General features: G+C 32.8%; 26 protein-coding genes, 1 pseudogene and 1 riboswitch. Of the genes and pseudogenes, 21 read left to right on the forward strand and 6 right to left on the reverse strand.

The window, feature by feature from the left end:
* The first annotated feature begins 4 nt into the window (after nucleotides 1-4).
* The 5 genes from trpB (at nucleotide 5) to LQ611_RS00285 (ending at nucleotide 5377) form a co-directional block, all read left to right on the forward strand.
* Nucleotides 5-1222 (forward strand): tryptophan synthase subunit beta, encoded by a 1218-nt coding sequence (gene trpB / locus LQ611_RS00265; protein WP_239709262.1) that lies wholly within the window; start codon nucleotides 5-7, stop codon nucleotides 1220-1222.
* Nucleotides 1215-1946, forward strand: a complete 732-nt coding sequence (gene trpA, locus LQ611_RS00270; RefSeq protein WP_103361008.1) for a tryptophan synthase subunit alpha — start codon at nucleotides 1215-1217, stop codon at nucleotides 1944-1946. Before trpB ends, trpA begins: the two co-directional genes overlap by 8 nt.
* 80 nt (nucleotides 1947-2026) lie before the next feature.
* Nucleotides 2027-2686 (forward strand): type 1 glutamine amidotransferase domain-containing protein, encoded by a 660-nt coding sequence (locus tag LQ611_RS00275; protein ID WP_037587994.1) that lies wholly within the window; start codon nucleotides 2027-2029, stop codon nucleotides 2684-2686.
* Nucleotides 2687-2831: 145 nt separating this feature from the next.
* Nucleotides 2832-4085, forward strand: a complete 1254-nt coding sequence (locus LQ611_RS00280; protein WP_103361009.1) for an aminoacyltransferase — start codon at nucleotides 2832-2834, stop codon at nucleotides 4083-4085.
* Between the two features lie 32 nt (nucleotides 4086-4117).
* Nucleotides 4118-5377, forward strand: coding sequence for an aminoacyltransferase (locus LQ611_RS00285; protein WP_049318918.1), 1260 nt, complete (start codon nucleotides 4118-4120; stop codon nucleotides 5375-5377).
* Nucleotides 5378-5542: 165 nt separating this feature from the next.
* On the opposite strand, the gene LQ611_RS00290 is transcribed toward LQ611_RS00285, so the two are convergent.
* The gene (locus LQ611_RS00290) at nucleotides 5543-6061 is read right to left on the reverse strand and encodes a histidine phosphatase family protein (RefSeq protein ID WP_107590736.1); all 519 of its coding nucleotides are present in this window, start codon (nucleotides 6059-6061) and stop codon (nucleotides 5543-5545) included.
* A 97-nt stretch (nucleotides 6062-6158) separates the two neighbouring features.
* Nucleotides 6159-6908 carry a MerR family transcriptional regulator gene (locus LQ611_RS00295; RefSeq protein WP_239709264.1) on the reverse strand — a complete coding sequence of 250 codons (750 nt, stop codon included), beginning with the start codon at nucleotides 6906-6908 and terminating at the stop codon, nucleotides 6159-6161.
* Between the two features lie 137 nt (nucleotides 6909-7045).
* Here LQ611_RS00295 and LQ611_RS00300 point away from each other — a divergent pair, with 137 nt between their 5' ends.
* Nucleotides 7046-7624, forward strand: a complete 579-nt coding sequence (locus tag LQ611_RS00300) for a GNAT family N-acetyltransferase (protein ID WP_239709265.1) — start codon at nucleotides 7046-7048, stop codon at nucleotides 7622-7624.
* A gap of 290 nt (nucleotides 7625-7914) precedes the next feature.
* On the opposite strand, the gene LQ611_RS00305 is transcribed toward LQ611_RS00300, so the two are convergent.
* Complete coding sequence (locus LQ611_RS00305; protein WP_025906054.1) at nucleotides 7915-8256, reverse strand: hypothetical protein; 342 nt, start codon at nucleotides 8254-8256, stop codon at nucleotides 7915-7917.
* Between the two features lie 273 nt (nucleotides 8257-8529).
* On the opposite strand from LQ611_RS00305, the gene pepF reads away from it, so the two are divergent.
* The 6 genes and pseudogenes from pepF to LQ611_RS00335 all read left to right on the forward strand — a co-directional run.
* The gene (pepF, locus tag LQ611_RS00310; RefSeq protein WP_103361013.1) at nucleotides 8530-10326 is read left to right on the forward strand and encodes an oligoendopeptidase F; all 1797 of its coding nucleotides are present in this window, start codon (nucleotides 8530-8532) and stop codon (nucleotides 10324-10326) included.
* Between the two features lie 191 nt (nucleotides 10327-10517).
* On the forward strand, nucleotides 10518-11264 hold the full coding sequence (locus LQ611_RS00315) for a DeoR/GlpR family DNA-binding transcription regulator (RefSeq protein WP_172965063.1): 747 nt from the start codon (nucleotides 10518-10520) through the stop codon (nucleotides 11262-11264).
* Between the two features lie 140 nt (nucleotides 11265-11404).
* Nucleotides 11405-11836 carry an RpiB/LacA/LacB family sugar-phosphate isomerase gene (locus LQ611_RS00320; protein ID WP_107618101.1) on the forward strand — a complete coding sequence of 144 codons (432 nt, stop codon included), beginning with the start codon at nucleotides 11405-11407 and terminating at the stop codon, nucleotides 11834-11836.
* A 12-nt stretch (nucleotides 11837-11848) separates the two neighbouring features.
* Nucleotides 11849-12376: a galactose-6-phosphate isomerase subunit LacB gene (gene lacB, locus LQ611_RS00325; protein ID WP_103361014.1), complete on the forward strand. Its 528-nt coding sequence runs from the start codon at nucleotides 11849-11851 to the stop codon at nucleotides 12374-12376.
* Nucleotides 12373-13323, forward strand: a complete 951-nt coding sequence (locus tag LQ611_RS00330) for a 1-phosphofructokinase family hexose kinase (protein ID WP_103361015.1) — start codon at nucleotides 12373-12375, stop codon at nucleotides 13321-13323. The genes lacB and LQ611_RS00330 overlap by 4 nt, the downstream gene beginning before the upstream one ends.
* Nucleotides 13324-13797 (forward strand): annotated as a pseudogene (locus tag LQ611_RS00335) (tagatose 1,6-diphosphate aldolase); the annotation flags it as partial. It abuts the gene before it with no gap.
* Here LQ611_RS00335 and LQ611_RS14240 read toward each other — a convergent pair.
* From LQ611_RS14240 to LQ611_RS00345, 3 genes are all read right to left on the reverse strand, one after another.
* Nucleotides 13706-13930: a PTS lactose/cellobiose transporter subunit IIA gene (locus LQ611_RS14240; RefSeq protein WP_369333038.1), complete on the reverse strand. Its 225-nt coding sequence runs from the start codon at nucleotides 13928-13930 to the stop codon at nucleotides 13706-13708. The pseudogene LQ611_RS00335 and the gene LQ611_RS14240 overlap by 92 nt on opposite strands.
* Nucleotides 13923-14792 carry a CAT RNA binding domain-containing protein gene (locus tag LQ611_RS00340; protein WP_103361017.1) on the reverse strand — a complete coding sequence of 290 codons (870 nt, stop codon included), beginning with the start codon at nucleotides 14790-14792 and terminating at the stop codon, nucleotides 13923-13925. The genes LQ611_RS14240 and LQ611_RS00340 overlap by 8 nt, the downstream gene beginning before the upstream one ends.
* A 257-nt stretch (nucleotides 14793-15049) precedes the next feature.
* Entirely contained in the window at nucleotides 15050-15952 is a 903-nt protein-coding gene (locus LQ611_RS00345; RefSeq protein ID WP_025906040.1) for a CvfB family protein, read from the reverse strand.
* Nucleotides 15953-16095: 143 nt separating this feature from the next.
* Here LQ611_RS00345 and LQ611_RS00350 point away from each other — a divergent pair, with 143 nt between their 5' ends.
* The 9 genes from LQ611_RS00350 (at nucleotide 16096) to lysA (ending at nucleotide 26534) form a co-directional block, all read left to right on the forward strand.
* Nucleotides 16096-17697 carry an ABC-F family ATP-binding cassette domain-containing protein gene (locus tag LQ611_RS00350; RefSeq protein ID WP_025906039.1) on the forward strand — a complete coding sequence of 534 codons (1602 nt, stop codon included), beginning with the start codon at nucleotides 16096-16098 and terminating at the stop codon, nucleotides 17695-17697.
* Nucleotides 17698-18118: 421 nt separating this feature from the next.
* Nucleotides 18119-18295, forward strand: a riboswitch (Lysine riboswitch).
* Between the two features lie 86 nt (nucleotides 18296-18381).
* Nucleotides 18382-19584: an aspartate kinase gene (locus tag LQ611_RS00355; RefSeq protein WP_239709266.1), complete on the forward strand. Its 1203-nt coding sequence runs from the start codon at nucleotides 18382-18384 to the stop codon at nucleotides 19582-19584.
* 20 nt (nucleotides 19585-19604) lie between these two features.
* On the forward strand, nucleotides 19605-20591 hold the full coding sequence (locus tag LQ611_RS00360) for an aspartate-semialdehyde dehydrogenase (RefSeq protein ID WP_025906037.1): 987 nt from the start codon (nucleotides 19605-19607) through the stop codon (nucleotides 20589-20591).
* Nucleotides 20592-20606: 15 nt separating this feature from the next.
* Complete coding sequence (gene dapA / locus LQ611_RS00365) at nucleotides 20607-21497, forward strand: 4-hydroxy-tetrahydrodipicolinate synthase (protein WP_239709267.1); 891 nt, start codon at nucleotides 20607-20609, stop codon at nucleotides 21495-21497.
* Entirely contained in the window at nucleotides 21494-22231 is a 738-nt protein-coding gene (gene dapB / locus LQ611_RS00370; RefSeq protein WP_107618102.1) for a 4-hydroxy-tetrahydrodipicolinate reductase, read from the forward strand. Before dapA ends, dapB begins: the two co-directional genes overlap by 4 nt.
* A gap of 1 nt (nucleotide 22232) precedes the next feature.
* The gene (gene dapD / locus LQ611_RS00375; protein WP_107590728.1) at nucleotides 22233-22952 is read left to right on the forward strand and encodes a 2,3,4,5-tetrahydropyridine-2,6-dicarboxylate N-acetyltransferase; all 720 of its coding nucleotides are present in this window, start codon (nucleotides 22233-22235) and stop codon (nucleotides 22950-22952) included.
* 98 nt (nucleotides 22953-23050) lie between these two features.
* Nucleotides 23051-24199: a M20 metallopeptidase family protein gene (locus tag LQ611_RS00380; RefSeq protein WP_239709268.1), complete on the forward strand. Its 1149-nt coding sequence runs from the start codon at nucleotides 23051-23053 to the stop codon at nucleotides 24197-24199.
* Nucleotides 24199-25269, forward strand: coding sequence for an alanine racemase (gene alr, locus LQ611_RS00385; RefSeq protein WP_107565494.1), 1071 nt, complete (start codon nucleotides 24199-24201; stop codon nucleotides 25267-25269). The genes LQ611_RS00380 and alr overlap by 1 nt, the downstream gene beginning before the upstream one ends.
* Complete coding sequence (gene lysA, locus LQ611_RS00390) at nucleotides 25269-26534, forward strand: diaminopimelate decarboxylase (RefSeq protein WP_107565493.1); 1266 nt, start codon at nucleotides 25269-25271, stop codon at nucleotides 26532-26534. Before alr ends, lysA begins: the two co-directional genes overlap by 1 nt.
* Nucleotides 26535-26546: the final 12 nt, after the last annotated feature.

Below are 26546 nucleotides of genomic sequence, written 5' to 3' on the forward strand. Positions count from 1 at the left end.
TGAATTGAATAAAAATATACAATTAGATGCAGATGAATTAGGATTTTTCGGTGAATTTGGTGGCCAATATGTACCAGAAACATTAATGCCAGCTATACAAGAATTAAACGATACGTATCAACAATTAAAAAACGATCCGGAATTTCATAAAACATTAAATGCTTATTTAAAAGATTATGTAGGTAGAGAAACACCTTTAACATATGCTGAGCGTTATACAGAAGCACTTGGCGGCGCAAAAATATACTTAAAAAGAGAAGATTTAAATCATACTGGTGCTCACAAAATTAATAACGCATTAGGACAAGCACTTATCGCAAAAAAAATGGGTAAAAGAAAGCTCGTTGCTGAAACTGGAGCCGGTCAACATGGTGTGGCAAGTGCAACAATTGCAGCACTGTTTGATATGGAACTTATCGTATTTATGGGTGAAGAAGATATTGAAAGACAAGCATTAAATGTGTTCAGAATGGAATTGTTAGGCGCTAAAGTTGTACCTGTCACAGACGGACAAGGTACGCTATCAGATGCAGTAAATAAAGCATTACAATATTGGGTTTCACATGTTGAAGATACACATTATTTACTTGGATCAGCGCTAGGACCACATCCATTCCCAACAATTGTAAGAGATTTACAAAGTGTGATTGGTAAAGAAATTAAGAAACAAATATTAGAGAAAGAATCTCGATTACCAGATGCAGTCGTTGCATGTATTGGTGGCGGTTCAAATGCAATTGGTACATTCTATCCATTTGTAAATGATGAGTCTGTTAAATTATACGGCGTTGAAGCTGCTGGTGAAGGTGTAGATACTACTAAACACGCTTTAGCTATTGAAAAAGGGAAACCAGGCGTGTTACATGGTTCTAGAATGTATTTAATTCAAGATGAAAATGGACAAGTCGAACTTGCGCATTCAATTTCAGCAGGATTAGATTATCCAGGCGTAGGTCCAGAACATAGTTATTATAACAATATTGGTCGTGTTCAATATCCGAATGCAAGTGATACTGAAGCGATGGATGCGCTAATTAAATTTACACAATTAGAAGGTATTATTCCAGCTATTGAAAGTGCGCATGCATTGAGTTACGTAGAGAAATTAGCGCCAACAATGGATAAAGATGAAATTATTGTTGTGACGGTTTCTGGTAGAGGAGATAAAGACATGGAAACAATTAGAAAGTATATGCAAGAGAAGGGGGATCATCATGCATAAATTATTTATACCATATGTCATGGGGAACAAAGGTTTTATAGATTCAGTCAAACTTATGGACGAAAATGGCGCAGATTATATAGAAATTGGTTTACCTTTCTCAGATCCTGTAGCTGATGGTCCAACAATTATGGCAGCTGGACAAGAAGCCATTAAACAAGGTATGTCTGTTAATAAAATTATTGATCAACTGATTGAACATAAAGATGAAATCAATACGCCATACTTATTTATGACTTATTATAATTTAATTGATGCTTATGGTGTCGACTCTTTTATAGAACGAATTGCTGAAGCAAATGTTTACGGTTTAATCATTCCAGATTTACCATTTGAACTTGGACAAAGATTTAAAAAGCATTTACAGCCTAAAAACATTAAATTAATTTCTTTAATTGCGATGACTTCTAGTGATGAACGAATTAAGCAAATAGCTGAGCATGCAGAAGGATTTATTTACACAGTTACAATGAATGCGACGACTGGTGATGGCAGAGGTTTCCACGAATCTTTAAAAGATAAAATTAAATTTATACAACAACATGCTAATGTACCAGTTGTTTGTGGATTTGGTATTAGAACTGAAGAACATGCTAAAGAAATAAAGTCATTTAGTGACGGCATTGTGATTGGTAGTGAAATTGTTAAAAGATTAAAGAATGATTCAATAGAACAAACTCAAGCATATTTACAAAGTATTAGAAAAGCTTTAGATGAAGATTAAAAAAGCATAACCCTTAATAGAAGAAAAAGAAACACACTTCATGTATAATCGACATTAACAAATGAAAAGGAGTGTTTCTAATGAGCAAAAAAGTTCTCATAGTTGTTACAAATGCATCTCAATTTAAAGATGGAAAACCAACTGGGTTATGGCTAGAAGAAGCAGCAATTCCTTATAAAGTATTTATTAAAAATGGATTAGAAGTGGATATTGCATCTGTAAAAGGTGGCAGTGTTCCGATAGATCCAAATTCAACTCAAAATGACGAAGCGAAAGAATATCATGACGTATTAGAAAAGTTACAACAAACATATAGTATTAGAGACATCGTGTTTGAGAGTTATGATGGCATATTCTTACCTGGTGGTCATGGAACAGTATTTGACTTCCCAAATAATGAAGACTTGGAAGATATGCTAGCATATTATAGAAATAACGATAAGGTGATTGGTGCAGTTTGCCACGGTCCAAGTGCATTTGTTGGCGCTAAGCTTCCAAATGGGAACTATTTAGTGGATGGTGTTAAATTAACTGCTTTTACTGATAGTGAAGAAAAAGCAATGAATTTAGAAAATGATGTACCATTCTTGCTACAAACACAACTTGAAAAGCAAGGTGCTCGATTCGTTAAAGGTGCTGACTTTGAATCGCATACAGTTGCAGACGGTAAATTTGTCACAGGACAAAATCCGAATTCTAGTGAAGAGGTTGCCGAAAAATTTGTAAATGTATTAAAATAGTTAAGCAATATAAATAAAAACCTGCCATTTGGTAGGTTTTTATTTATGAAATAATGGTATAGTAATGAGTATTATTTTAGAATAAAGACAAAATATTGTATAATTGTAACAAATACATAAAAATGAGATTGGGAGTATTGTATAAATGAAATTTACAAATTTAACAACTGGTGAATTTGAAGCTTTTACAAATAAAATGCCGTACGCGCATTTTACACAAGCAGTAGGTAATTATGAATTAAAAACATCTGAAGGCACTTCAACACATTTAGTAGGGGTCAAAGATAATCAAGGTGAAGTATTAGCTGCGTGTCTGTTAACAAGTGTACCAGTTATGAAGATGTTTAATTACTTTTACTCAAATAGAGGACCAGTAATGGATTATGACAACAAAGAACTTGTTGACTTTTTCTTTAAAGAAATCGTGAGCTATTTAAAAAGTTATAAGGGATTATTCTTTAGAATCGATCCTTACTTGCCATATCAATTAAGAGATCATGATGGCAATATTAAAAAATCATTCAACCGTGATGGTTTAATTAAACAATTTGAATCATTAGGCTATGAACATCAAGGCTTCACAACTGGTTTCCACCCAATACATCAAATTAGATGGCATTCTGTACTTGATTTAGAAGGTATGGACGAAAAGACGCTCATCAAGAACATGGATAGTTTGAGAAAAAGAAATACTAAAAAAGTTCAAAAAAATGGTGTTAAAGTACGTTACTTATCTAAAGATGAAATGCCGATATTCCGTCAATTTATGGAAGATACAACAGAGAAGAAAGATTTCAACGATCGTGGCGATGACTTCTATTACAACAGATTAAAATACTTTGAAAATGTAAAGATTCCTTTAGCTTATATAGACTTTGAAACTTACATTCCACAATTAGAAAAAGACCATGAACAATACAACAAAGATATTGCGAAAGCTGAAAAAGATTTAGAAAAGAAACCAGATAATCAAAAGACAATTAATAAAATAGACAATTTAAAACAGCAAAGAGAAGCAAATGAAGCTAAATTAGAAGAAGCACGTCAATTACAACAAGAACATGGAGATACATTACCAATAGCAGCAGGTTTCTTCATTATTAATCCATTTGAAGTTGTATACTATGCAGGTGGTTCATCAAATGAATATCGTCACTTTGCAGGTAGTTATGCAATTCAGTGGGAAATGATTAAATACGCTTTAGATCACAATATTGACCGTTATAACTTCTATGGTATTAGCGGAGACTTCTCAGAAGATGCACCTGATGTTGGCGTTATTAAATTTAAAAAAGGTTACAATGCAGATGTTTATGAATATATTGGTGATTTCGTTAAACCAATTAATAAACCAGCGTACAAAGCGTATACAACACTAAAAAAAGTATTAAAAAAATAAATGATTTTCAGTAAGAGAGGAATTTAGATAATATGAAATTTACAGAATTAACGGTTACTGAATATGATGAGTTCGTATCTGATAGTCGATACGAAAGTCACTACTTTCAAGTAAAAGAAAACATCAAGACGAGAGAAAATGATGGTTTTCAAGTTGTATTATTAGGTGTTAAAGATGAGAATAATCAAGTCGTTGCAGCAAGTTTATTCTCTAAAATACCAACATTAGGTAGTTATGTGTATTATTCAAATCGTGGTCCGGTAATGGATTATAGCAATCTAGATTTAGTGACATATTACTTCAAAGCACTTGAAAAGTACTTAAAACAGCATCAATGTCTATATGTTAAAGTCGATCCATACTGGATTTACAATATATACGATAAAGATATTAAACAAATTAAAGAAGATGGCGCTAATGACCAAATCGTTGATCTGATTAAATCACTAGGCTATGATCATCACGGCTTTACGACTAAATATGATCCATCAAGCCAAGTAAGATGGATGGGTGTCTTGAACTTAAAAGATAAAACATTAGCAGAAGTTAAAAAAGGATTCGACAGCCAAAGAAAACGTAACGTCAATAAAGCGCATAATTACGGTGTTAAAGTACGTTTCTTAGAACGCGATGAATTAGATATATTCTTTAAATTATATAGAGAAACAGAAGAAAGAGCTGGCTTTATTTCTAAGACAGATGAATATTTCTTAAACTTTATCGATACATATGGTTCTAAAGCATTAGTACCATTAGCATATATCGATTTAAACGAATATATTCAATCAACTCAAGAGAATTTAAATGAATTAGAAACAAAACGCGATCAAATGATGGCGAAAGAAAACAAATCTGAAAAACAATTAAAGAAAATTGCTGAAACAGATCGTTTAATCGACCATGCACAGAAAGAATTATTAGAAACAAGCGAACTTATTAAAACAGATGGCGAAATCTTAAACTTAGCTTCAGGTGTATTCTTTGAAAATGCATATGAAATCAATTATTTCTCAGGTGGCTCAAGTGAAAAATACAATCACTTTATGGGACCATATATGATGCATTGGCATATGATTAATTATTGTTTCGAAAATGGATTCGATAGATACAATTTCTACGGATTATCAGGAGATTTCACTGAAGATAGCGAAGATTACGGTGTATACCGATTTAAACGAGGATTTAACGTTCAAATCGAAGAATTAATCGGAGATTTCTATAAACCAATCAATAAGAAAAAATATTTCTTACACAATGTAATCCAAAAAGTACGATCTAAAATTAAAAAGTAATCAAAAAAAGGCTGAAATTCATATTTCAGCTTTTTTTGTGTTAAATATGGGGTTAGCGGCACATATCATATTTCTTCTATCAATTAGTTTACATAATATATATTATAGGAAGTTAAGTATATTGTCTTAGGGGACGCCTATTCTACATATATATACCTAACTAATTTATATTGTTATATGTTTAACTTGTAACGCTTCATCAATTGCATATAGATCTGGATTCTTTAAAGCTTTCCATTCATCAAAGCCAAATTGTTTGTCGAAATGATTTAGTAATAATGACATGATGTTTCCATGTGTCACGATTAATGCATGTTCATTTACTGGTATCGACTTAAATACTTCTAAAATTCGCTGTTGAGCTTCTAAACTTGTTTCGCCATTATGTATACGATAATGAAAGTCACTGAAAGTCATTTTAAGCTCAGTTAGCCAATTATCTATTGGTAAGTCACTTAAAATGCGCTCATTTAAACGGCTATCATAAGTTAACGGTGTTTTGTAATTTGTTAAATATGGTTTAATTGATTCATAAGTACGATTCATTTCACTGACATATATATGGTCAATATTGAGTTTAGCTAATACAGGTACTAATTGTTGTGCTGACTTAATGCCATCTGTCGTTAAAGCAGCATCAAATTCTTGTCCAGTAGCTTTGCAATGTCTTAATACATAAATCATTCAATCACTCCAAATTGATTTTAAGAAAGCATATCATACATCATGATAAATAAAAACTACTATAAATCGAAATAAATACGATTTATAGTAGTTTATGCTATTGATTCATTTTGACATAACTTGCAATTGCTTTACTAGCAAATTGTGCAGTACCGTCACCAAATTTATTAATATTTTTAGTGAATCTTTCATCACTTACATACATATCACCGATACTACCAAACGCTTCTAAACTATACTCGCAATCAATATTAGAAATTAAATATGTGTACCATCTTTGTACGATTGATTGAGCGATTTCTGAGTCTGGAGATTCATTTCTGTTTGCTGCAAATGCTCTAAAGATGTCATTCATTTCTTCTTCTTTTGAAACTTTTTCTTCTTTAGACCAACTATTAAAGCGATTGTTCGCTTTATCTACAGTTTTATTCCCCCACTTTTCACGAGCTTCAGCTTCATATTCATTCTGATTAAACTCAAAACCTATAAATTTATCTTCATTCGTCATATTAATTTCTCCTTTCATATGTTTCGTCGTTTGATCTATCGTTTGAATCATTTGATCAATTCTTGTTCTTTTATTGATGAGCATCTTTTTATGCATATTTAATGCTTCTTCTTTATCAAACGAAGGATCATCAAGAATTTCTTTTATCTTTTTTAGAGGAAAATCAAGCTCTTTAAAAAATAAAATTTGCTGTAATCTGTCTACATTCTCGTCTGAATACAATCTATAACCAGATGATGATACATTAGACGGATTCAGTAAATTAATTTCATCATAATGGTGAAGCGTGCGCACACTTATACCGACTAATTGAGCAATTTCTTTAACAGTCATTTCCATTTACTTAACCTCCTCATAACCCTACTATAAAGTCTTACGTTACGTTAGAGTCAACCATATAATCAAAAAAATAAATAAAGTCAATTTCGTACATGTTATAATACATTTAGAATATCACGTATGTCAGGAGTTTTATAATGAATAAAGAGATACAACTTGAATTAAAATTAGAAACATCTCGTTTAATACTACTAGCTGGAGAACAAGTTTTTTCATACAAAGAGACAATAAAGGACGAAATGCTGAACTCAGTAGATACGTTAAAAGATTGGGTAGCATTCTTCAATTATCAATTCGATGAATATAAAGTGACTGATTTTCTTAATAAATCAACTGACCCACAGTATAACAAAGAATATTTTAGATATTTTATCTTTGAAAAAGATACGATGCAATTTGTAGGATCAGTTGTCCTTCAAGATATCGATTTAAGATTACCATCATGTGAAATTGGCTATTGGGCAGTCAATTCAGGTTTAGGCAAAGGTTATATAACAGAAGCTATTCAATATATTACACAACATGTTATAGAAAACCATGGCTTTGTAAGAATAGAAGCATACATAGATGTTAAAAATACAAGAAGTATTAACACCATTGAAAGATGTGGATATCAACGAGAAGGAACATTAAAGAACTCAGATTTAAGCGCAGACCAACAAAGTATTATTAACGAAGCACTCTATGCAATCACGACACCTGTATATTTTAAATAAAGAAAGAAAAAGCGACTGGGATATATAGAAATATCTCAGTCGTTATTTGCAAGTTTGGGTGAAGGTGCAAATAACGAGTGTGTTAGTAACAGTTCGGCCGAGTTTTGTAATTAAAGCAGTCCATAGTAACACTTCGGCCAAGTTTTGTAACTAACGCCCTCGTTACGAACAAGTTTGGCGAGAAGTGTTCATAAGACCGCCGTTACGAACAAGTTTAGGCAAAAGTGCTCATAACGCCCGACTAATCAATCAAAAAACGACTAAGATAGTTCTATATCTTAGTCGTTTCCCTATTTATTACGTCTTTTTAATTCATTAAATTGACGTCCATCTTCTATTGTTTCATCTTGACTATGTTTTTCAGCTAATCTTTTTTGATTCTTTCTCATTAAGTACCATGTTAATAAGCATACAAATAAACTTACGATTGCCATAAATGCGGCATAGCCTAATAATGGTTCGTATGTAATATCATAAAAATTAGGTAATATAAATGCGATCATACCTAATACGACAAATGTCAAAATTGCACTGATGACGTGTTTTTTAAGTATTAATGATGATAATACAGAAAAAACAATAACGACGACAAATGAAATCCATAAGTAGTTTGGGAAATCAAATATATTCAAGATGCACGCCTCCTTTATCTAGTTGTACTGGTCTATACCCCTTTTATTTATGTTTAATTACGATATAGATAGAAATTTGATTTATTTATATAAATTTAATTGTACATTTGCAATTTTGTTTAAATTTTACGGACATTAGCGCACAAATGTGACCAGAATGTCTAAGATAAATTGTTCGAATAGTGCGTTGTATCATATGACGTAGAAGATGTTTATATGTATAATATGTACATAAGTACATAAATAAGTAAATTTTTAAAAAAGGGTGATTTGATGGGACAATTATTAAGAAGCGAAGTTCCTGTTCAAGAAACATGGGATCTTTCAAGTTTGTATCAAGACAATGATGCATTTTACAGTGCATTAAAAGATTTAGTTGAGAACGTTACTGCATTTAATGAAAAATACGTGAATCAGTTAAATGAAATATCAACGATTGAATCTGCTTTACGTGAACAAGCTGATCTTATTGTAAGTATTATTCACTTAAGTACATATGCAGAATTACTTTATTCGACTGATACAACAGATGAACAAAGTCAAAAAGTAGCTGCACAATTTTCTACTACATATGGAAAAGTAGCTGGTTTATTATCATTTGTAGAGTCAGAAATTTTGCAATTAGATGATGAAGCATTCAATGCTTTAATTAAACAATCTGAGTATCCTAAATATTTAACGTTGTTAAAACGTCAAAAAGAACATACTCTACATCCTGAAGTAGAAAAAGCGTTAGCAACCTTCTCACCTACTTTTGGTGCGCCATATGAATTATATGGTATTACGAAAATGTTAGATATTGAGTTTGGTACTTTTGAAGCGAATGGAGAAGAAATACCTTTAGATTATGTATCATTTGAAGGTGATTACGAAGTTGACTCTAATACAGAAGTTAGACGAAATGCATTCAAGAAATTTAGTGATGCATTACGTCGTTATGAAAATACAACTGCAGCAACATACAACGCTCACGTTCAAAAAGAAAAAATTGAATCTGAATTACGTGGTTACGACTCAGTTATTGATTTCTTATTAGAATCACAAGATGTAACAAGAGAAATGTATGATCGTCAAATTGATGTTATTTCAGAAGAATTAGCACCACATATGAGAAGATATGCGCAATTACTTAAACGTACAAATAATCTAGATAAATTGAAATTTGAAGATTTACGTATATCATTAGACCCTACTTATGAACCGGATGTATCAATTGAAGGCTCTAAAGAATATATTAAAGAAGCGTTAAGTGTACTTGGTGAAGATTATATGCAAATGGTCAATGATAGTTATGATAAACGTTGGATTGACTTCCCTCAAAACAAAGGGAAACAAACAGGTGCTTATTGTGCAAGTCCATACGGTGTTAACCCATTCATATTTATTTCATGGACAAGTAAGATGACTGAAGTATTTGTATTAGCACATGAACTAGGTCATGCAGGACACTTTAATTTAGCAAATGCACATCAAAATGTATACCAAGCTGATTGTTCAATGTACTTTGTAGAAGCACCATCAACAATGAATGAAATGTTAATGGCTAATAGTTTATTGAAGAAATCAGATGATCCGAAATTTAAACGTTGGGTTATTAGTTCAATTATTTCAAGAACGTACTATCATAATATGGTAACCCATTTATTAGAAGCTAAATATCAAAGAGAAGTATATAGACATGTTGATAAAGGTGAAGCACTCACTGCCCCACTTTTAAATAGTATTAAGAAACAAGTTATTTCAGATTTCTGGGGAGACGAAGTTGAAATAACAGAAGGTGCAGAATTAACTTGGATGCGCCAACCACATTATTATATGGGCTTATATCCTTATACGTATTCAGCAGGTTTAACAATCGGAACTGCTATGAGTCAAAGAATTGAAAAAGAAGGACAACCTGCTGTTGAAGATTGGTTAAATGTCTTAAAAGCTGGTGGTTCTAAATCTCCTGTTGAACTTGCTCAAATGGCAGGTATTGATATTACGACAGATAAACCACTTAAAGAAACAATCGCGTATATCGGTCATTTAATCGACGAGCTAGAATCACTCACAAACGAAATTGAATAATATCTTTTCTATTATTAATGTAGAGACTGGTACACTTTATTGTTTCAGTCTCTACATTTTCTTATTCAATATAAACATCCTTATTAAATAACTGTATTATATATATTATTCTAATTTTAATATTATTTGTGTTACAATATAATCAAACAAATTCGAACTTATTAAAAAGTTAATATATAGGAGGATCACAAGTGAAATTAAAAGTTGATAGGCACCGTTTTATAATGGATGAACTTAAAAATAATATGTCTGTGAAAGTATCTTCCCTTTCAGAGAAGATGAACGTTGCTGAAATGACAATAAGAAGAGATTTACAAGAACTAGAAAACAATGGTTTATTAAATAGAATTCATGGTGGCGCTAAATTAATTGAAGATAACTTATATAATGAAAAGTCACATAAAGAAAAGCAAACCATCAATGTTTCTAATAAAATGAAAATCGCTCAAAAGTGTGGCGAACTCATTCATAATGAAGATATTATATTTATCGGTTCAGGTTCTACAAATGAACTCATATTTGATTTTATTAAAGACAAGAACTTAAGCATATTTACAAATTCGCTTGATATATTCTTACAATATAAAGATTTATCGAACATTGATGTATTACTCGTAGGTGGTCGTTTCAGATCTAAAACGGGTACATTTATCGGACACTTTGCGAACAAAATGATGGAAGATTTTCATGTAGCAAAAGCATTTGTCGGAGTTAACGGTATATATGGTCAGAAATTAACAACTGCTAATGAAGAAGAAGGCAAAGGTATTCATATTATCTTGGAAAATGCAAAGCTTAAATATATCACAGCAGACAGCACAAAATTCGGTGTTCAAGCATTATATAACTTCTATAATATTAACGATGTCGATGCTGTTATATCAGATGATGATGTAAGTGAAGAAATATTAAACACATATCCAAACAAGATTAAATAGTTATCAAAATGAATATTAAAAGAAACGCAATATAGAATAGCATATCGCTATTTTATATTGCGTTTTTTATTGACAGAAAACATGTTTGATTTTATATTATAATTAACAAAACGAACAATTACAAACATATGAGGAAGTATATGCAAGTTTTTATTAATTGTATTCGTAAATCTAGCCCTTTAAAAGACAAGATTATTCAGGAACTATCTCATTCTAACATTGAATGGATTGATTTGTATGATGAGACACTTGAAGACGATGTGTTTGCTGTAACTGTAAATACTATAGAAGCAGTTAAAAATAATGAAGATACTAAGGCTTTAATCATTGATGATTATGGAATTGCACCATTCATTATCGCGAACAAACATAAAAATATAATCGCTGCTTCAGTTTCAGATGACCGTTCTGCTTATATGACAGCACGTCACAACAATACAAAAATTATGATTCTAGCTTCTGAAATTGTTGGCCCTACTCTAGCGGTTAATTGTGCTAAAGCATTTGGAGAATCATCTTATGATGCTGGCCGCCATCAAATCAGAATAGATATGTTAAATAGTTTGTGTTAAGGAGGAAGTTAAATGAAGATAGCTATTGGATGCGATCATATCGTTACGGATGAAAAAATCAAAGTATCAGATTTTATTAAAAGTATTGGTCATGAAGTGATAGATGTTGGAACTTATGATCATCAAAGAACACACTACCCTATTTATGGTGTAAATGTCGCAAAAGCTGTTACAGAAGGAAAAGCTGACTTAGGTGTTGTACTTTGTGGTACAGGTGTAGGTATTAGTGTTTCAGCAAATAAAGTACCTAATGCGAGAGTTGCGCTCGTGCGAGACATTACAAGCGCTCGTATAGCGAAAGAAAAATATAATTGCAATATTATTGGTGTCGGTGGAACGATTTCAGGCATTGATTTAATAACTGATATCGTTGAAACCTTTATAAATGCTGAGTATATCCAAACAACGGAATCAGATCAATTAATTGAACGCATGAATCAATTGTTAACAGACGACCAAGTTCAATATGATTCCAATCAGTTTAACAAATATATTGATAAATGGAATAAAGGAGAATATGTGGATGAGGTGAAACATTGAAATTATTAACAATTACATTAAATACTTCAGTGGATATCGCCTATCAACTAGATCATTTTGAATTGAACCAAACGAATCGCGTTAAAAATGTTATTAAAACAGCTGGTGGCAAAGGATTGAATGTTACGAGAGTAGCAAACATTTTAGGCATTGATCATTTGGCAACTGGCGTTATCGGAGGTACTACTGGTGAATTTATTAAGCGTGATTTAGAACAAGATCATATTAAACATGATTTTTATGAAACAAATATTGAATCGAGACAATGTATTGCGATTTTAAATGGAGCGCATCAAACAGAATTACTTGAACCAGGGTATTCAATTACGCAAGAAGATATTCAGTCATTTATGAAGCATGTGAATGAACTTATTCAAGCGCATGACATTATTGCGATATCAGGTAGTGCTCTACCAGGCATGAATGTTGAAACTTATCAGGCACATATCGATTTCGCTGTTAGTCACGGTAAGAAAGTATTGTTAGATGTAAATGGTCATACTTTAAAAGATTTATTAAATCATGAAGGTCAAAGCTTACCTTATTTAATAAAACCTAATATCGAGGAACTAAATCAGCTATTTAATGTGAAAGATTATGATAATCACCAAGAGATTATCGAAGCATTGAGATCCCCTCTTTTAAGCCAAATTCCATGCGTGATGATTTCACTTGGTTCTAATGGTGCACTTTATAAATATCAGCATCAAATTTACAAAGTAAATATTCCTAAAATTAAAGCTGTTAATGCAGTTGGTTCTGGTGATAGTTCTATTGCAGGATTTAGTTATGGACTCATACATAAACATGATGTTCACTATGTTGTTAAATCAGCCATGGCTGCTGGAATTGCGAATGCTTTAGAACAGAAAACTGGATTCTTAACGAAAGAGAATTTTGAGTATTATTTAGCAAAAATAAAAATTGAACAATTGGAGTGTTTTTAAATGGTTAAAAATTTATCAAAACTCACAAACGATTTAGGCCAAATTGCTGCACTTGCCATTGATCAACGCGGTGCATTAAAGAAAATGTTTTGTGAAAATGTAGCATCAGAAACGATAGAAGATTTTAAAGTACAAATATCTAAGACATTAACGGAATTTTCTTCTAGTATATTATTAGATCCTGAGTATGGATTACCCGCTTCAAAAGAAAGACATCCTAACTGCGGTTTAATCTTAGCTTACGAAAAGACAGGCTATGATAAAGCAACACCAGGTCGCTTACCTGATTTATTAAATACATGGTCTGTACATGCACTTAAAGAACAAGGTGCAGATGCCATTAAATTACTCGTATATTTTGATATTGATGAATCACAAGAAATCAACGCACAAAAAGAAGCATTTGTAGAAAGAGTTGGTGCTGAGTGTGTAGCGTTGGATATACCATTTTTCTTAGAAATCGTGTCATATGACGCAACATATGACTACGCGCTTCATCAAATAGTCCGTTTTTAGCTTTTTCCATAGCAGCCATAACTTCTCTTCTTGCATCCCCAGCTATCGCAACAATAGTGAAACCTACCATCATATTCTCTTCTCTACTCATCTTTTGTTGTGCCTCCTTTTTGTGATGATATTATGCGTTCTATATGCAACTGAAAATAGAACAAGTGATGTTGATTAATAACAATATTGAACTTTCTTGATATGGCGTTATATAAGTCTTTTGCATACAAATAAGAATTTGGATAGTGTGTTTTTAAATGCTGTTGGAATGATATATCAACTTGTTGAGATAAGTCTTCAGAATAATCAAGAATGTGTTCCGTTAAATACTTTAAGTGCTGAATGAATCTATCATAATAATATTCATTGGACCTATTCCGTGTGATACCTATTTGATTTAAGCAATTGATTAAATCGTTCAGTTGAATATTTTTATTTTTATAAGCGGTTTGATTTTCGATACCCTCAGGCTGCTCAGCATTGATAAAATGTAATGCTAGATTATTTGCTTCATATGCTGGAAAAGAAATATTTAAATTTCGTTTAATAATCGTCAATGCGTATAAACTAGATTCAAATGCACGAGGATGAATGCTTTTAACATCAATAGAAAATGTCTGTATCTTTTGGTTGTTTTGATGAATATTGACAGCGTGATGTAAATGGTGTGTTAACGTGACATAAATATAATCTTGAAACGTAAAATCAAATTTATGTTGAACATCATTTATGATTTCACAACATGTCGTAATAATAGGTACGGGTACATCATTAACTAATGACTGTAAATGAAATCTCACTTCTTGATTATCGAGTCTAAAGATTTTCTCGGGTGTTTGATGAGATAAGAAATCACCTTTCTTTTTTGAGAACACGATCCCTTTCCCCATAGCGATTACTTCTTCACCATTTTCAGTGATGGCAATAGCAACATTATTGTTAAGGACTTGTTTGATTATCATAGGCAGCAATACCTCCAATCATTTGAAATAAAAAATACCACAAGACGTAGAGGTGATTGATGCACCTCAAGAATTGTGGTTTTCGCCTAATTGAATAGTCACGATCCAAATATTTAATTGTTTATTAATGTTCGATATTGTTACATTTATAATTTACAACGCTTTTTAAATTATGTCAATATTGTAATTAAATGGAATATAATCGCAATAAAAAACCAAACTTAACTTCATTTAGAAGTGTCAGTTTGGTTTTATGATTAGTCTTCTTTTTTAACTTGAGCCCAACCTTTTTTAGTGATGGTAATTTTACCAGTCTCGATTGTGATCAATTTTTGTTTATATAATCTACCGATAGCACGTTTGAAACTTGCTTTACTCATATTAAAGACTTCTTTAATTGCTTCTGGGTTTGATTTATCCCAGAATGGTAATTCTCCGTCATATTCTACAAGCAAATCAAATATCACTTGGCCATCTTCATCTAGTCTTTCATGTGCCAATGGTAAGAATGAACCATTTAATTCACCGTTTTCTTTTACCCCGATGATTCTGACATCCATTTCTTCGCCTAGTCTTGGTTCATGCTTACGTTCTGATTCATGCACAAAAATTTTATAACCATCTTCAGATAATAGGAAAGTACCTACTCTTAATAAACGATATGGTCTTGCTGTTACATGTTGATGTAACATAGATTCTTCAGCCGTTTTGTACATCGTATCGACGATTGTTTCTGTTGCTAATCTCGCAAACATTTGACTATTACTATCTATTCTAAGTGTACAGAATATCATGTCACCGTTTTGTGGCCATAGTTCTTTAACTTTAGGTAGATCTTCCCATGGAATGAGTACTTCTCTAGGTAATCCTACATCTACTGCAGCACCATCACGGTCTACTCTCAATACTTTTACCCAATCATAACGGTCTTTTGTAATAGTTGGCATGTTTTGTGTAGCAAATAATTCTCCAGATCGGCTTGGATATACAAAGAAACTATAATCTTCACCGATTTCTAATTGATCGTCATCTTCGACTTCTGAAGCATTCATTTTAATAGGTTCGCTATTTGGTCCAAGTAAATGATAAGTTGAACCTTCCAATCTATCCACTTTTAAAAAGTCTATGCGACCTACAAGCGTATCTTTTTCGTTTGCCATGTCATTCTCCATTCATATGTTTTTCGTTTATTCATTATAACATGCATTTTGCTTCGTGTAACGACTGTTCAAACTCTTGCCCATTTTTGTTTCATTTATGATATAATTCATCGGTAGAAGTATTAATGAAAAGGAGTCATTTAATGTTACAAGTTACGAATGTAAGTTTACGTTTCGGTGATCGTAAGCTTTTTGAAGATGTAAATATTAAGTTCACACCAGGTAACTGTTACGGACTTATCGGTGCTAATGGAGCTGGGAAATCAACGTTCTTAAAAGTATTATCAGGCGAATTAGATTCTCAATCAGGTCATGTTTCACTTGGTAAAGATGAACGTTTAGCAGTATTAAAACAGGATCACTTTGCGCACGAAGATGAAAAAGTGATTGATGTTGTATTAAAAGGTCATGAAAAATTATGGCAAGTTATGACTGAGAAAAACGAAATTTATATGAAACCAGATTTCTCAGATGAAGATGGTATGCGTGCAGCAGAACTTGAAGGTGAGTTTGCTGAAATGAACGGATGGAATGCAGAAGCGGATGCATCTGTATTACTTTCAGGTTTAGGTATTAAAGACGAATTACATGACAAAATGATGTCTGAATTAGAAAACAACCAAAAAGTAAAAGTACTTCTTGCTCAAAGTTTATTCGGTGAGCCAGATGTTCTATTACTCGATGAGCCTACAAACGGTTTAGATATTAAAGCGATTGCTTGGTTAGAAGATTTCTTAATTAATTTTGAGAATACAGTTATCGTCGTATCACATGATAGACATTTCTTAAACAATGTATGTACACATATAGCTGACTTAGACTACGGCAAAATTAAACTATTTGTCGGAAACTATGACTTCTGGTATCAATCAAGTCAACTTGCTACTCAAATGGCTCAAGACCAAAACAAGAAAAAAGAAGAACGTATTAAAGAATTACAAGACTTTATCGCAAGATTTAGTGCGAACGCTTCTAAATCTAAGCAAGCAACAAGCCGTAAGAAAATGCTTGAAAAAATTGAACTCGATGACATTCAACCATCATCAAGACGTTATCCATTCGTTAATTTCACAATTGAACGAGAAATCGGTAACGACTTATTACAAGTTCAAGGTCTTTCAAAAACAATTGACGGTCAAAAAGTATTAAATAACGTTTCATTTACAATGAATCCAAATGATAAAGCTGTATTAATCGGAGAAAGTGAGATTGCTAAAACTACCCTACTTCGTATTTTAGCTGGTGAAATTGAACCAGATGAAGGAACAGTTAAATGGGGCGTTACAACTACACAATCATATTTACCAAAAGATAACTCAGATTATTTCGAAGGAATAGAAATGAACTTAGTTGACTGGTTAAGACAGTATGCACCACCAGAAGAACAAACAGAAACATTCTTAAGAGGATTCCTTGGACGCATGTTATTTAGTGGTGAAGAAGTTAAGAAAAAAGCAAGTGTCCTTTCAGGTGGAGAAAAAGTAAGATGTATGTTAAGTAAAATGATGTTATCAAACTCTAACGTATTATTACTCGATGAACCAACAAACCACTTAGACTTAGAAAGTATCACTGCAGTCAATGATGGATTGAAGAACTTCAAAGGATCATTAATCTTTACTTCATATGACTTTGAATTTATCAATACAATCGCTAACCGTGTAATTGAAATCAAAGAAGACGGCGCAATTTCTAAAGAAATCAGTTATGAAGAATACTTGAGAGATCAAGGTGTATATAACTAATTAGCATATATATAACTGAGACATGAGGACATGTCTCAGTTTTTTTATTTTGGGGAAAATGAGGTGATGATGAGTTGTTTTTGGTGTTCAATGTTGCAAGTGAGGGCCGACTAGCAATGTTCAGGCGTTCAATGTTGCAAGACAGAGCAAACAAGATAAATACAGCCCCTCTATTTATCAAGACTAACCAAACAAGATAAATTCATCTCCATTTTTTATAAATACACTACACTTTTCTTACCAACCTCCCGCACATTCCTAAAACTCCCTCCATCTCCTCCACACTCATCTAAAATGAATATGAATGAATATTGATTTCTAGGGCTTTTCGTCTAAATAGTAAGAACTTTTTGAAATTATCAGTTTTCTCTCTTTACATCAATATTCTTTGTATGTATAATGAATGCATACCAATTGAATATGTTTTTGATGAGGCGCATCAATCATTAGTAACTCCCCCTATTGGACTGCAATCTTAAAGGAGTGAAAGGGTGCGATGCCGAAACATTATATTTTTGCAGAAATATGGTGTTGGACATTTAGGTTAAGAGCTAGTTGTCTGTCATTATCTTAAGAATAATGGAGTGCATCACTTGTATATATAAATTAAAACAAGTTCGAATGCCGAACTTGTTTTTTTATTTATATTACAGCGTTCGTCTCCGATTTATAGGAGGAATTATTTTGAGTCAGAGTGTTTTGAAATTTGGCGGTACGTCCGTTGGTGATTTTGACAAAATTAAAAATATCGCACATATGTTGAAATCACGTGTTGATAATGGAGAACAATTAGTAGTGGTTGTAAGTGCTATGGGTAAGACGACAGATTCTTTACTTGAAAATATTAGCTCACTTACGACGCAACCTAAAGATGAGCATTTAGCGATGCTTTTAACGACGGGTGAACAACAAACCATTTCATACTTATCAATGGTATTGAATGATATTGGTGTTCAAACGAAAGCAATGACAGGATATCAAGCTGGTATCAAGACAGTTGGTCATCATTTGAAAAGTAAAATTGCAGAAATTGATGCACTACGTTTTGAAGAAGCTTTTGAAACAAATGACATTCTTGTCGTTGCAGGATTTCAAGGTGTAAATGATCATCTAGAAATTACAACTTTAGGACGCGGCGGTTCTGATACAACTGCAGTAGCCATTGCATCAAGTATAGATACATCTTGTGAAATATATACAGATGTTGACGGTGTATATGGAACAGACCCTAGAATTTATAAAGAAGCAAAGTTACTCAATGAAGTTTCATATGAAGAAATGATGGAAATGAGTGCTTTAGGTGCTGGCGTATTAGAATCTAGAAGTGTCGAAATTGCAAAAAATTATAACATACCATTATATCTTGGTAGAACATTATCAAACGTGAAAGGAACATGGATTATGCCACAAACAGAGATATTAGAGAAAAAAGCAGTTACAGGAGTCGCACTAGATACACATATGATTCATGTTACTTTAACTTATCCGATGCAAAATTTTGCATTATTACAGAAATTATTTGATTCATTAGAAGAACAATCAATGAATGTTGATATGATATCTCAAATTGAAAATCAACAAGGATTACAGCTTTCGTTTACGATTAAAGATTCAGACGTATATCAAATCGAACAAATCATTGAACAACTTACTGAGGAATACCCTCACTTACGTTACAAAATGAGAGATAACTACGCTAAACTTTCAGTGATCGGAACTGGCATGAGAGATATGTCAGGAATAGCTTCTAAAGCATTCCGTACTTTAATTAGTCATGACATCAACTTCTATCAAACAACAACTTCTGAGATTAGTATTTCTTATGTTGTTGATCGTGAATTAGGAGAAACTGCCGTTCGAACTTTAAGTGAAGCATTTAATATATAATAAATGATGGAGTGAACAAAATGACAAAATTAGCAGTTGTAGGCGCAACAGGTTTAGTAGGAGAAAAAGTATTAGAAGTATTAGATCGAAAAAATGTACCATTTGATGAACTAGTATTATTTTCATCACCTAGATCAGCAGGTAAACAAATCGAATTCCAAGGGAAAACTTATACTGTTGAAGCATTGACAGAAGAGAAAACAGATGGCAATTTCGATTACGTTATTATGAGTGCTGGTGGCGGTACAAGCGAGAAATTCGCCCCACTATTTGAAAAACATGGTGCAATTGTAATCGATAATTCAAGTCAATGGCGTATGCATGAAGATATTGATTTAATCGTTCCAGAAGTGAATGTACCTAAATTAAATCGTAAAATTATTGCAAACCCTAACTGTTCAACAATTCAATCAGTTGTACCTTTAAAACCTTTATTAGATCAATTTGGATTGAAACGTGTTGCTTATACAACATATCAAGCTGTATCAGGATCTGGTTTAGCTGGTCGTGAAGATTTAGCTAATGGTGAAAAAGGAGAAGCACCAAAGAACTACCCTCACCCAATTTATAATAATGTGTTACCACATATAGATGTATTTTTAGAAGATGGTTATACAAAAGAAGAACAAAAAATGATCGATGAAACTAGAAAAATCTTAGATCAACCTTCTTTAAATGTAACAGCAACTTGTGTACGTGTACCTGTCCAAGATAGCCACAGTGTGCATATAAACGTAACTTTAGATAAAGAAGCGACTGTTGAAGATATTCGTAACTTATTTAATGAAGATGACCGTGTTGTCTTAGTAGATAACGTAGAAAATAATGAATATCCATTAGCGATTCATTCTACTGGTAAAGATGAAGTATTCGTTGGAAGAATTCGTAAAGATGATTCTTTAGACAATACATTCCACATCTGGTGTACTTCAGATAATTTATTAAAAGGTGCAAGTTTAAATGCCGTTCAAGTGTTAGAACAAGTATTAGAATTAAATAAAAAATAACGAGGAGTGTTCAGTATGTCACATATTTTTAACGGTGTGGGCGTTGCCCTTACGACACCATTCACAAATGAGGATGTAGACTACGAAGCCTTTGAAAATCATATAGATTTTTTAATAGAAAATGGTGTTAAAAGTATTATTATTAACGGAACAACAGCAGAAAATCCTACCCTTACAACAGAAGAAAGAAATACATTATTAGAATGTGGGATTAAAAAAGTAAATGGTCGTGTTCCAGTTATAGCAGGTACAGGTACAAACAATACGCAAGCTGCTATCGATGCTTCCATAAAAGCTAAAGAATTAGGTGCTGATGCAATTATGTTAATCACACCTTATTACAACAAGACGAGTCAACGTGGATTAATCGCGCATTTTACAAAAATTGCGGATGAAGTTGCATTACCTGTTGTACTTTATAATGTCCCATCAAGAACAAATATGACGATAGATATTGAAACGGTGCTTAAACTAAGTGAAAATCCATACATCGTAGCTTTAAAAGATGCGACTGGTGATTTAGAATATGCAAAAACTTTAAAACAACAATTACCAAGTGACTTTGCATTATATAGTGGTAATGATGACAATATGTTGGATTACTATCAATTAGGTGGAGCGGGATTAATTTCAGTTGTAGCAAATGCTATACCACAAGAAACACAACAATTATATGATTATGTCGTTAATGATCAATTAGAACAAGCAAACACTTTAAATCGTGATATTACCGAATTACTTGATCACTTAAGTGTAGATGTTAATCCAGTGCCGATTAAGTTATTAACGTCTGAATTAGGTTTCGGTCGTTATGAAGTAAGATTACCGCTTGTTACATTGGAAGAACAAGAAAGAAACGTTTTAAGTGAAGCATTTACTAAGTTTAAAGATGGTGTAAAACAATGAAGATATTATTAATCGGATATGGCGCAATGAATGACCGCGTCGCAAGATTAGCAGAAGAAAGAGATAACGAAATTGTTGGTGTTGTCGTGAAGGATTCAACGAAATCATATCCCTACCCTGCTTTTGAATCTATTTCAGAAGCACCAGAAGCGGATGTGGCGATAGACTTTTCAAATCCTGAATTATTATTGCCATTATTAGAAGAAGACTTTACATTACCTTTAGTTATCGCAACAACTGGTGAAAAAGAACAAATCATAGAAAAGTTAAAAGAAAAATCTCAGAACATGCCTGTATTTTTCAGCGCAAATATGAGCTATGGTGTGCATATACTCAAAGAAATTATTCAATATGCAGTACCATTATTAGAAGACTTTGATATTGAAATGTTAGAAAAGCATCATAATAAGAAAGTCGATGCACCAAGTGGTACACTCGTTCAATTATATGATGCGATTAAAGAAAAAAGAGCACAATCTGTACCAGTTTATGACAGACATGAATCATCTACTAAACGTGAACCTGCAGAAATTGGCATTAGTTCACAACGTGGTGGTACAATTGTTGGAGAACATCAAGTATTATTTGCTGGCCATGACGAAACGATTGAAATTACACATCGTGCGCAGTCTAAAGATATCTTCGCTAATGGCGCAATTAATGTAGCAGATGTTCTAGTCAATAAAGAAAACGGATATTACACATACAATAATTTAAATGAGGAGAGAATTTAACATGGTTAAAGATTTTACGGCAGAAGAAATTATACAATATATTAGTGAGGCAGAGAAAGTAACGCCTTTAAAGGTTTATGTAAACGGCACATTTGAAAATGTTGAATTCCCAGAGTCATTTAAAGTATTTGGTTCTGAAACATCTAAAACAATTTTCTGTGATGCTAAAGATTGGAAGAGCTTTTATGAAGCAAATCAGTCAGCTATTACAGATGTAGAAATTGAACATGATCGTCGCAATTCAGCAATTCCATTAAAAGACTTAACAAATACAAATGCAAGAATCGAACCAGGTGCTTTCATTAGAGAACATGCAGTTATTGAAGACGGTGCTGTTGTGATGATGGGTGCTACAATCAATATCGGTGCTGTTGTTGGTGAAGGTACAATGGTAGATATGAACGCTACTTTAGGTGGACGTGCAACAACTGGTAAAAATGTACACGTTGGTGCTGGATCAGTATTAGCGGGTGTTATCGAACCACCAAGTGCATCACCTGTTGTGATTGAAGATGACGTATTAATCGGTGCAAATGCTGTTATCCTTGAAGGCGTTAGAGTCGGCAAAGGTGCAATCGTTGCAGCTGGCGCTATCGTAACTAAAGATGTTCCGGCTGGCGCAGTAGTAGCTGGTACACCTGCTAAAGTTATTAAACAATCAGCAGATGTTCAAGATGGTAAAAAAGAAATTGTATCTGCATTACGTAATTTAAATCAATAATATCATTTTAGTCGGGGCGGGACTGCGATATCATTTTCCTTAAATGAAATTTCTATCCCGCTCCCTCTTTCTATACATAATACAAAGGACTGAGTTAAATGTCTGAATTAGAATTTGTGAAAAATACAAGAAGATACTTACATCAACACCCAGAGTTAAGTATGCAAGAATATGAGACAACTGCGTATATTGAAGACTTCTTAAAACAATTAAATATTCCTTACGAACGCCCTATTCAAACGGGTGTCATTGGTTATTTAGAAGGCAATTCGAATCATACAATTGCGTATCGAGCGGATATCGATGCCTTACCTATTCAAGAAGTAAACGATGTACCTTATAAAAGTACGGTTGATCAAGTTATGCATGCATGTGGTCATGATGGTCATACGACAGCGTTAATGCTTTTTACACAACGTTGTAAAGCTTTATACGATAAAGGTGAATTGCCACATAATGTCGTATTTATATTCCAACCTTCCGAAGAAACTGAAGCGGGTGCAAATCAATTAATCCAATCAAACGTGTTTGATAAATATAAAATAGAGAAAATTTATGGCGTACACATTATGCCATTTGAAGATGTTGGCACAGTAGCTTTTAAAAACGATGAAATTACAGCTAGTGCAACAGAATATCGATTTTATTTAAAAGGAAGCTCAAGTCATGTTGCCAGCAAAGAAGATGGTAAAGCAGCATCAGAAGCGATGATGCATGTACTATCTCAAGTTACACAAATTCAGCAATTTCATTTAAATGGTTTAAATCGCAATATTGTACATGTTGGACAATTCAATGTTGGTGAAGCCATAAATACCGTTCCAGAGAATGGATACTTAGAAGGTACGATTCGTACATATGATACGAATGATCTTGAAATTGTTAAAAATCAAATGCAAAAAATCGCTGAAAGTGTTGAATTGTTATTTGGTGTTACATGTACAGTTGATTTTGCTGAAGGATATCCACCTACTACCAATGATGCACAATTATATGATGGCGTTAAAAAAGCTTTAACGAGCCTCGACTTAACATTACTTGAACTTGAAAAGCCTTATTTATTTGGCGAAGACTTTAGTTTCTATCGTCAATTAGCACCAAGTTATTTTGTCTTTTTTGGAACGCGTAATCTTGAAAAAGATTATATTTATGGTCTACATACAAATAGACTCAATTTCGATGAAGAAGTATTGATCAGTGTCGCTGATTACTATACAGCACTATTAAATCAAGGAGCGGACAAATAATGGTAGCACGTATTACGATTGATGAACAAAATTTTATAAAAAATGCTAAAAATGTTATTAAAGATAACAAAGTTATGGCTGTCGTGAAAAACGATGCTTATCATTTTGGACTAGAATTCGCAGTAAAATCCTTTATTCAGGCAGGTATTCAAACATTCAGTACGACATCACTTCATGAAGCGGTAAGAATTCGTGAAATAGATAAACAAGTGAATATCTTTTTGATGAATCCATCTATCGAATTTGAAACATTAAAGGCACATAACATCGCGATGACGTTACCTTCATTGACGTTCTATCATGAACATGTAGAAGATTTAGCAGGCGTTAAATTACATTTAGAACTTGAAAATCTACTGCACCGTTCTGGTTTGAAAGATCAAGATGAAATGTTGCAAGTGCTCAAACATAATGAAAACTTACCTATTGCAGAGCAAGCGATTATCGAAGGTATTTGGACACATTTCGGATATGCAGATGAATTTGGTGGCGATGAATATGAAACAGAAAGACAAGCTTGGATTGATTGCTTATCATTTATATTAGACCAAGGTTATGCCTTCAAATTTATTCACGCACAAAATAGTGCAAGTTATGTAAGAGAAGACGGATTGTTCAATCAACATACGCATGCGCGTCTTGGTATTATACTTTATGGGTCAAGACCTTATAGTACCCTCCCTACTACACTTACAGATCAGAACTTTACTGTCACAGCTAATGTAATCCAAGTTCGCCCTATTAAAAAAGGAGAAACTTGTGGATACAGTTTCCAATATACAGCTGATAAAGATTGTAACATTGCTGTAGTTGATATTGGCTATGGAGACGGTATACTTAAGACAAGAGCGAAACATGATGCACTTATTAATCAACAACGCTATCCAATTAGAGGGTTGATGATGAGTCACATGTTCGTTGAAGTAGATGATACAATCCAAAGTGGTGATGAAGTCGTTATGTATAGTAACGATATAAGGATTGATGAATTTACATTTAAAGGTGTTGGTGCAAATTCTGAGCAAATCAGTGCATTAAACCATCATTCATTAATAAAGGAGATTAGATAATGACAGTTAAATATAATGACCAAGGTGTTCTTACAATGGGCAATGTATCATTACAAACGATAGCTGCAAGTTTTGGTACCCCTACTATCGTATATGATGAGGAACAAATTAGAACACAATGTAGAAGATTCCATGAAGCATTTAAAGAAAGTGGCTTATCATATAATATCTCTTATGCTTCTAAAGCATTTAGTAGTATTCAATTGTTTAAATTGATGGCAGAAGAAGAAATGGGTCTAGATGTCGTATCTGAAGGTGAATTATATACAGCTTTAGCAAGTGGATTTGACCCAAGTAAAATTCATTTTCATGGTAACAATAAGACGAATGAAGAAATTGAATATGCGATTGAAAGTGGCGTTGAATATTTCGTTATTGATTCATTAGATGAAATTACACGTATTAATCGATTAGCTTCTAAGCCTATTAAAGCTGTATTAAGAGTTAATCCTGGCGTTGAAGCACATACACATGAATTTATACAAACTGGTCAAGAAGATAGTAAATTTGGCTTGTCTATTAAACACGGTACGGCACTTGAAGGTGTTCGTGCTTTACAAGCATCAGATAAAATAGACTTTAAAGGTATTCACTTCCATATTGGATCACAAATTTTTGAAGCTGATGGTACAATCAACACCATCCAAATTGTATTTGAATGGTTAAAAGAACATGATATTGAGATTGATATATTAAATTTAGGTGGCGGTTTTAGCATTAAATATACTGAAGCGGATAAAAGTTACCCTATTGAAGATGGTATTAAATTGATTACAGATGCCATTAAAGAAAATAGTCAAAAATATGATATGGTTATTCCAGAGATTTCTATAGAGCCAGGACGTTCAATTGTTGGTGAAGCGGGTGTTACGTTGTATCAAGTAGGAACAATCAAAGAGATTCCTAATGTTAATACGTATGTATCGATTGATGGCGGTATGAGTGATCATATTAGAACGGCACTTTATGATGCACAATATGAAGCGTTGTTAGTGAATAGAAATGATGTAGATACACATGAAGTCACAATCGCTGGTAAGTTATGTGAATCAGGTGACTTAATCGGTAGAGATATGAAACTTCCTAAATCTACGAAAATCGGTGATTATATTGCTGTATTATCTACAGGTGCTTACCACTACTCTATGAGTTCAAATTATAATCAAATGCTTAAACCTTCAGTTCTATTTGTTAAAGATGGAAAAGCGAGAGAAGTTATTAAAAGACAAACATTAAAACAATTGATTATGAACGACGTAAAATAATAAGCTGAAATC

The sequence above is a fragment of the Mammaliicoccus sp. L-M44 genome (assembly GCF_022386355.1).
GTDB classification, from domain to species: domain Bacteria; phylum Bacillota; class Bacilli; order Staphylococcales; family Staphylococcaceae; genus Mammaliicoccus; species Mammaliicoccus sciuri_A.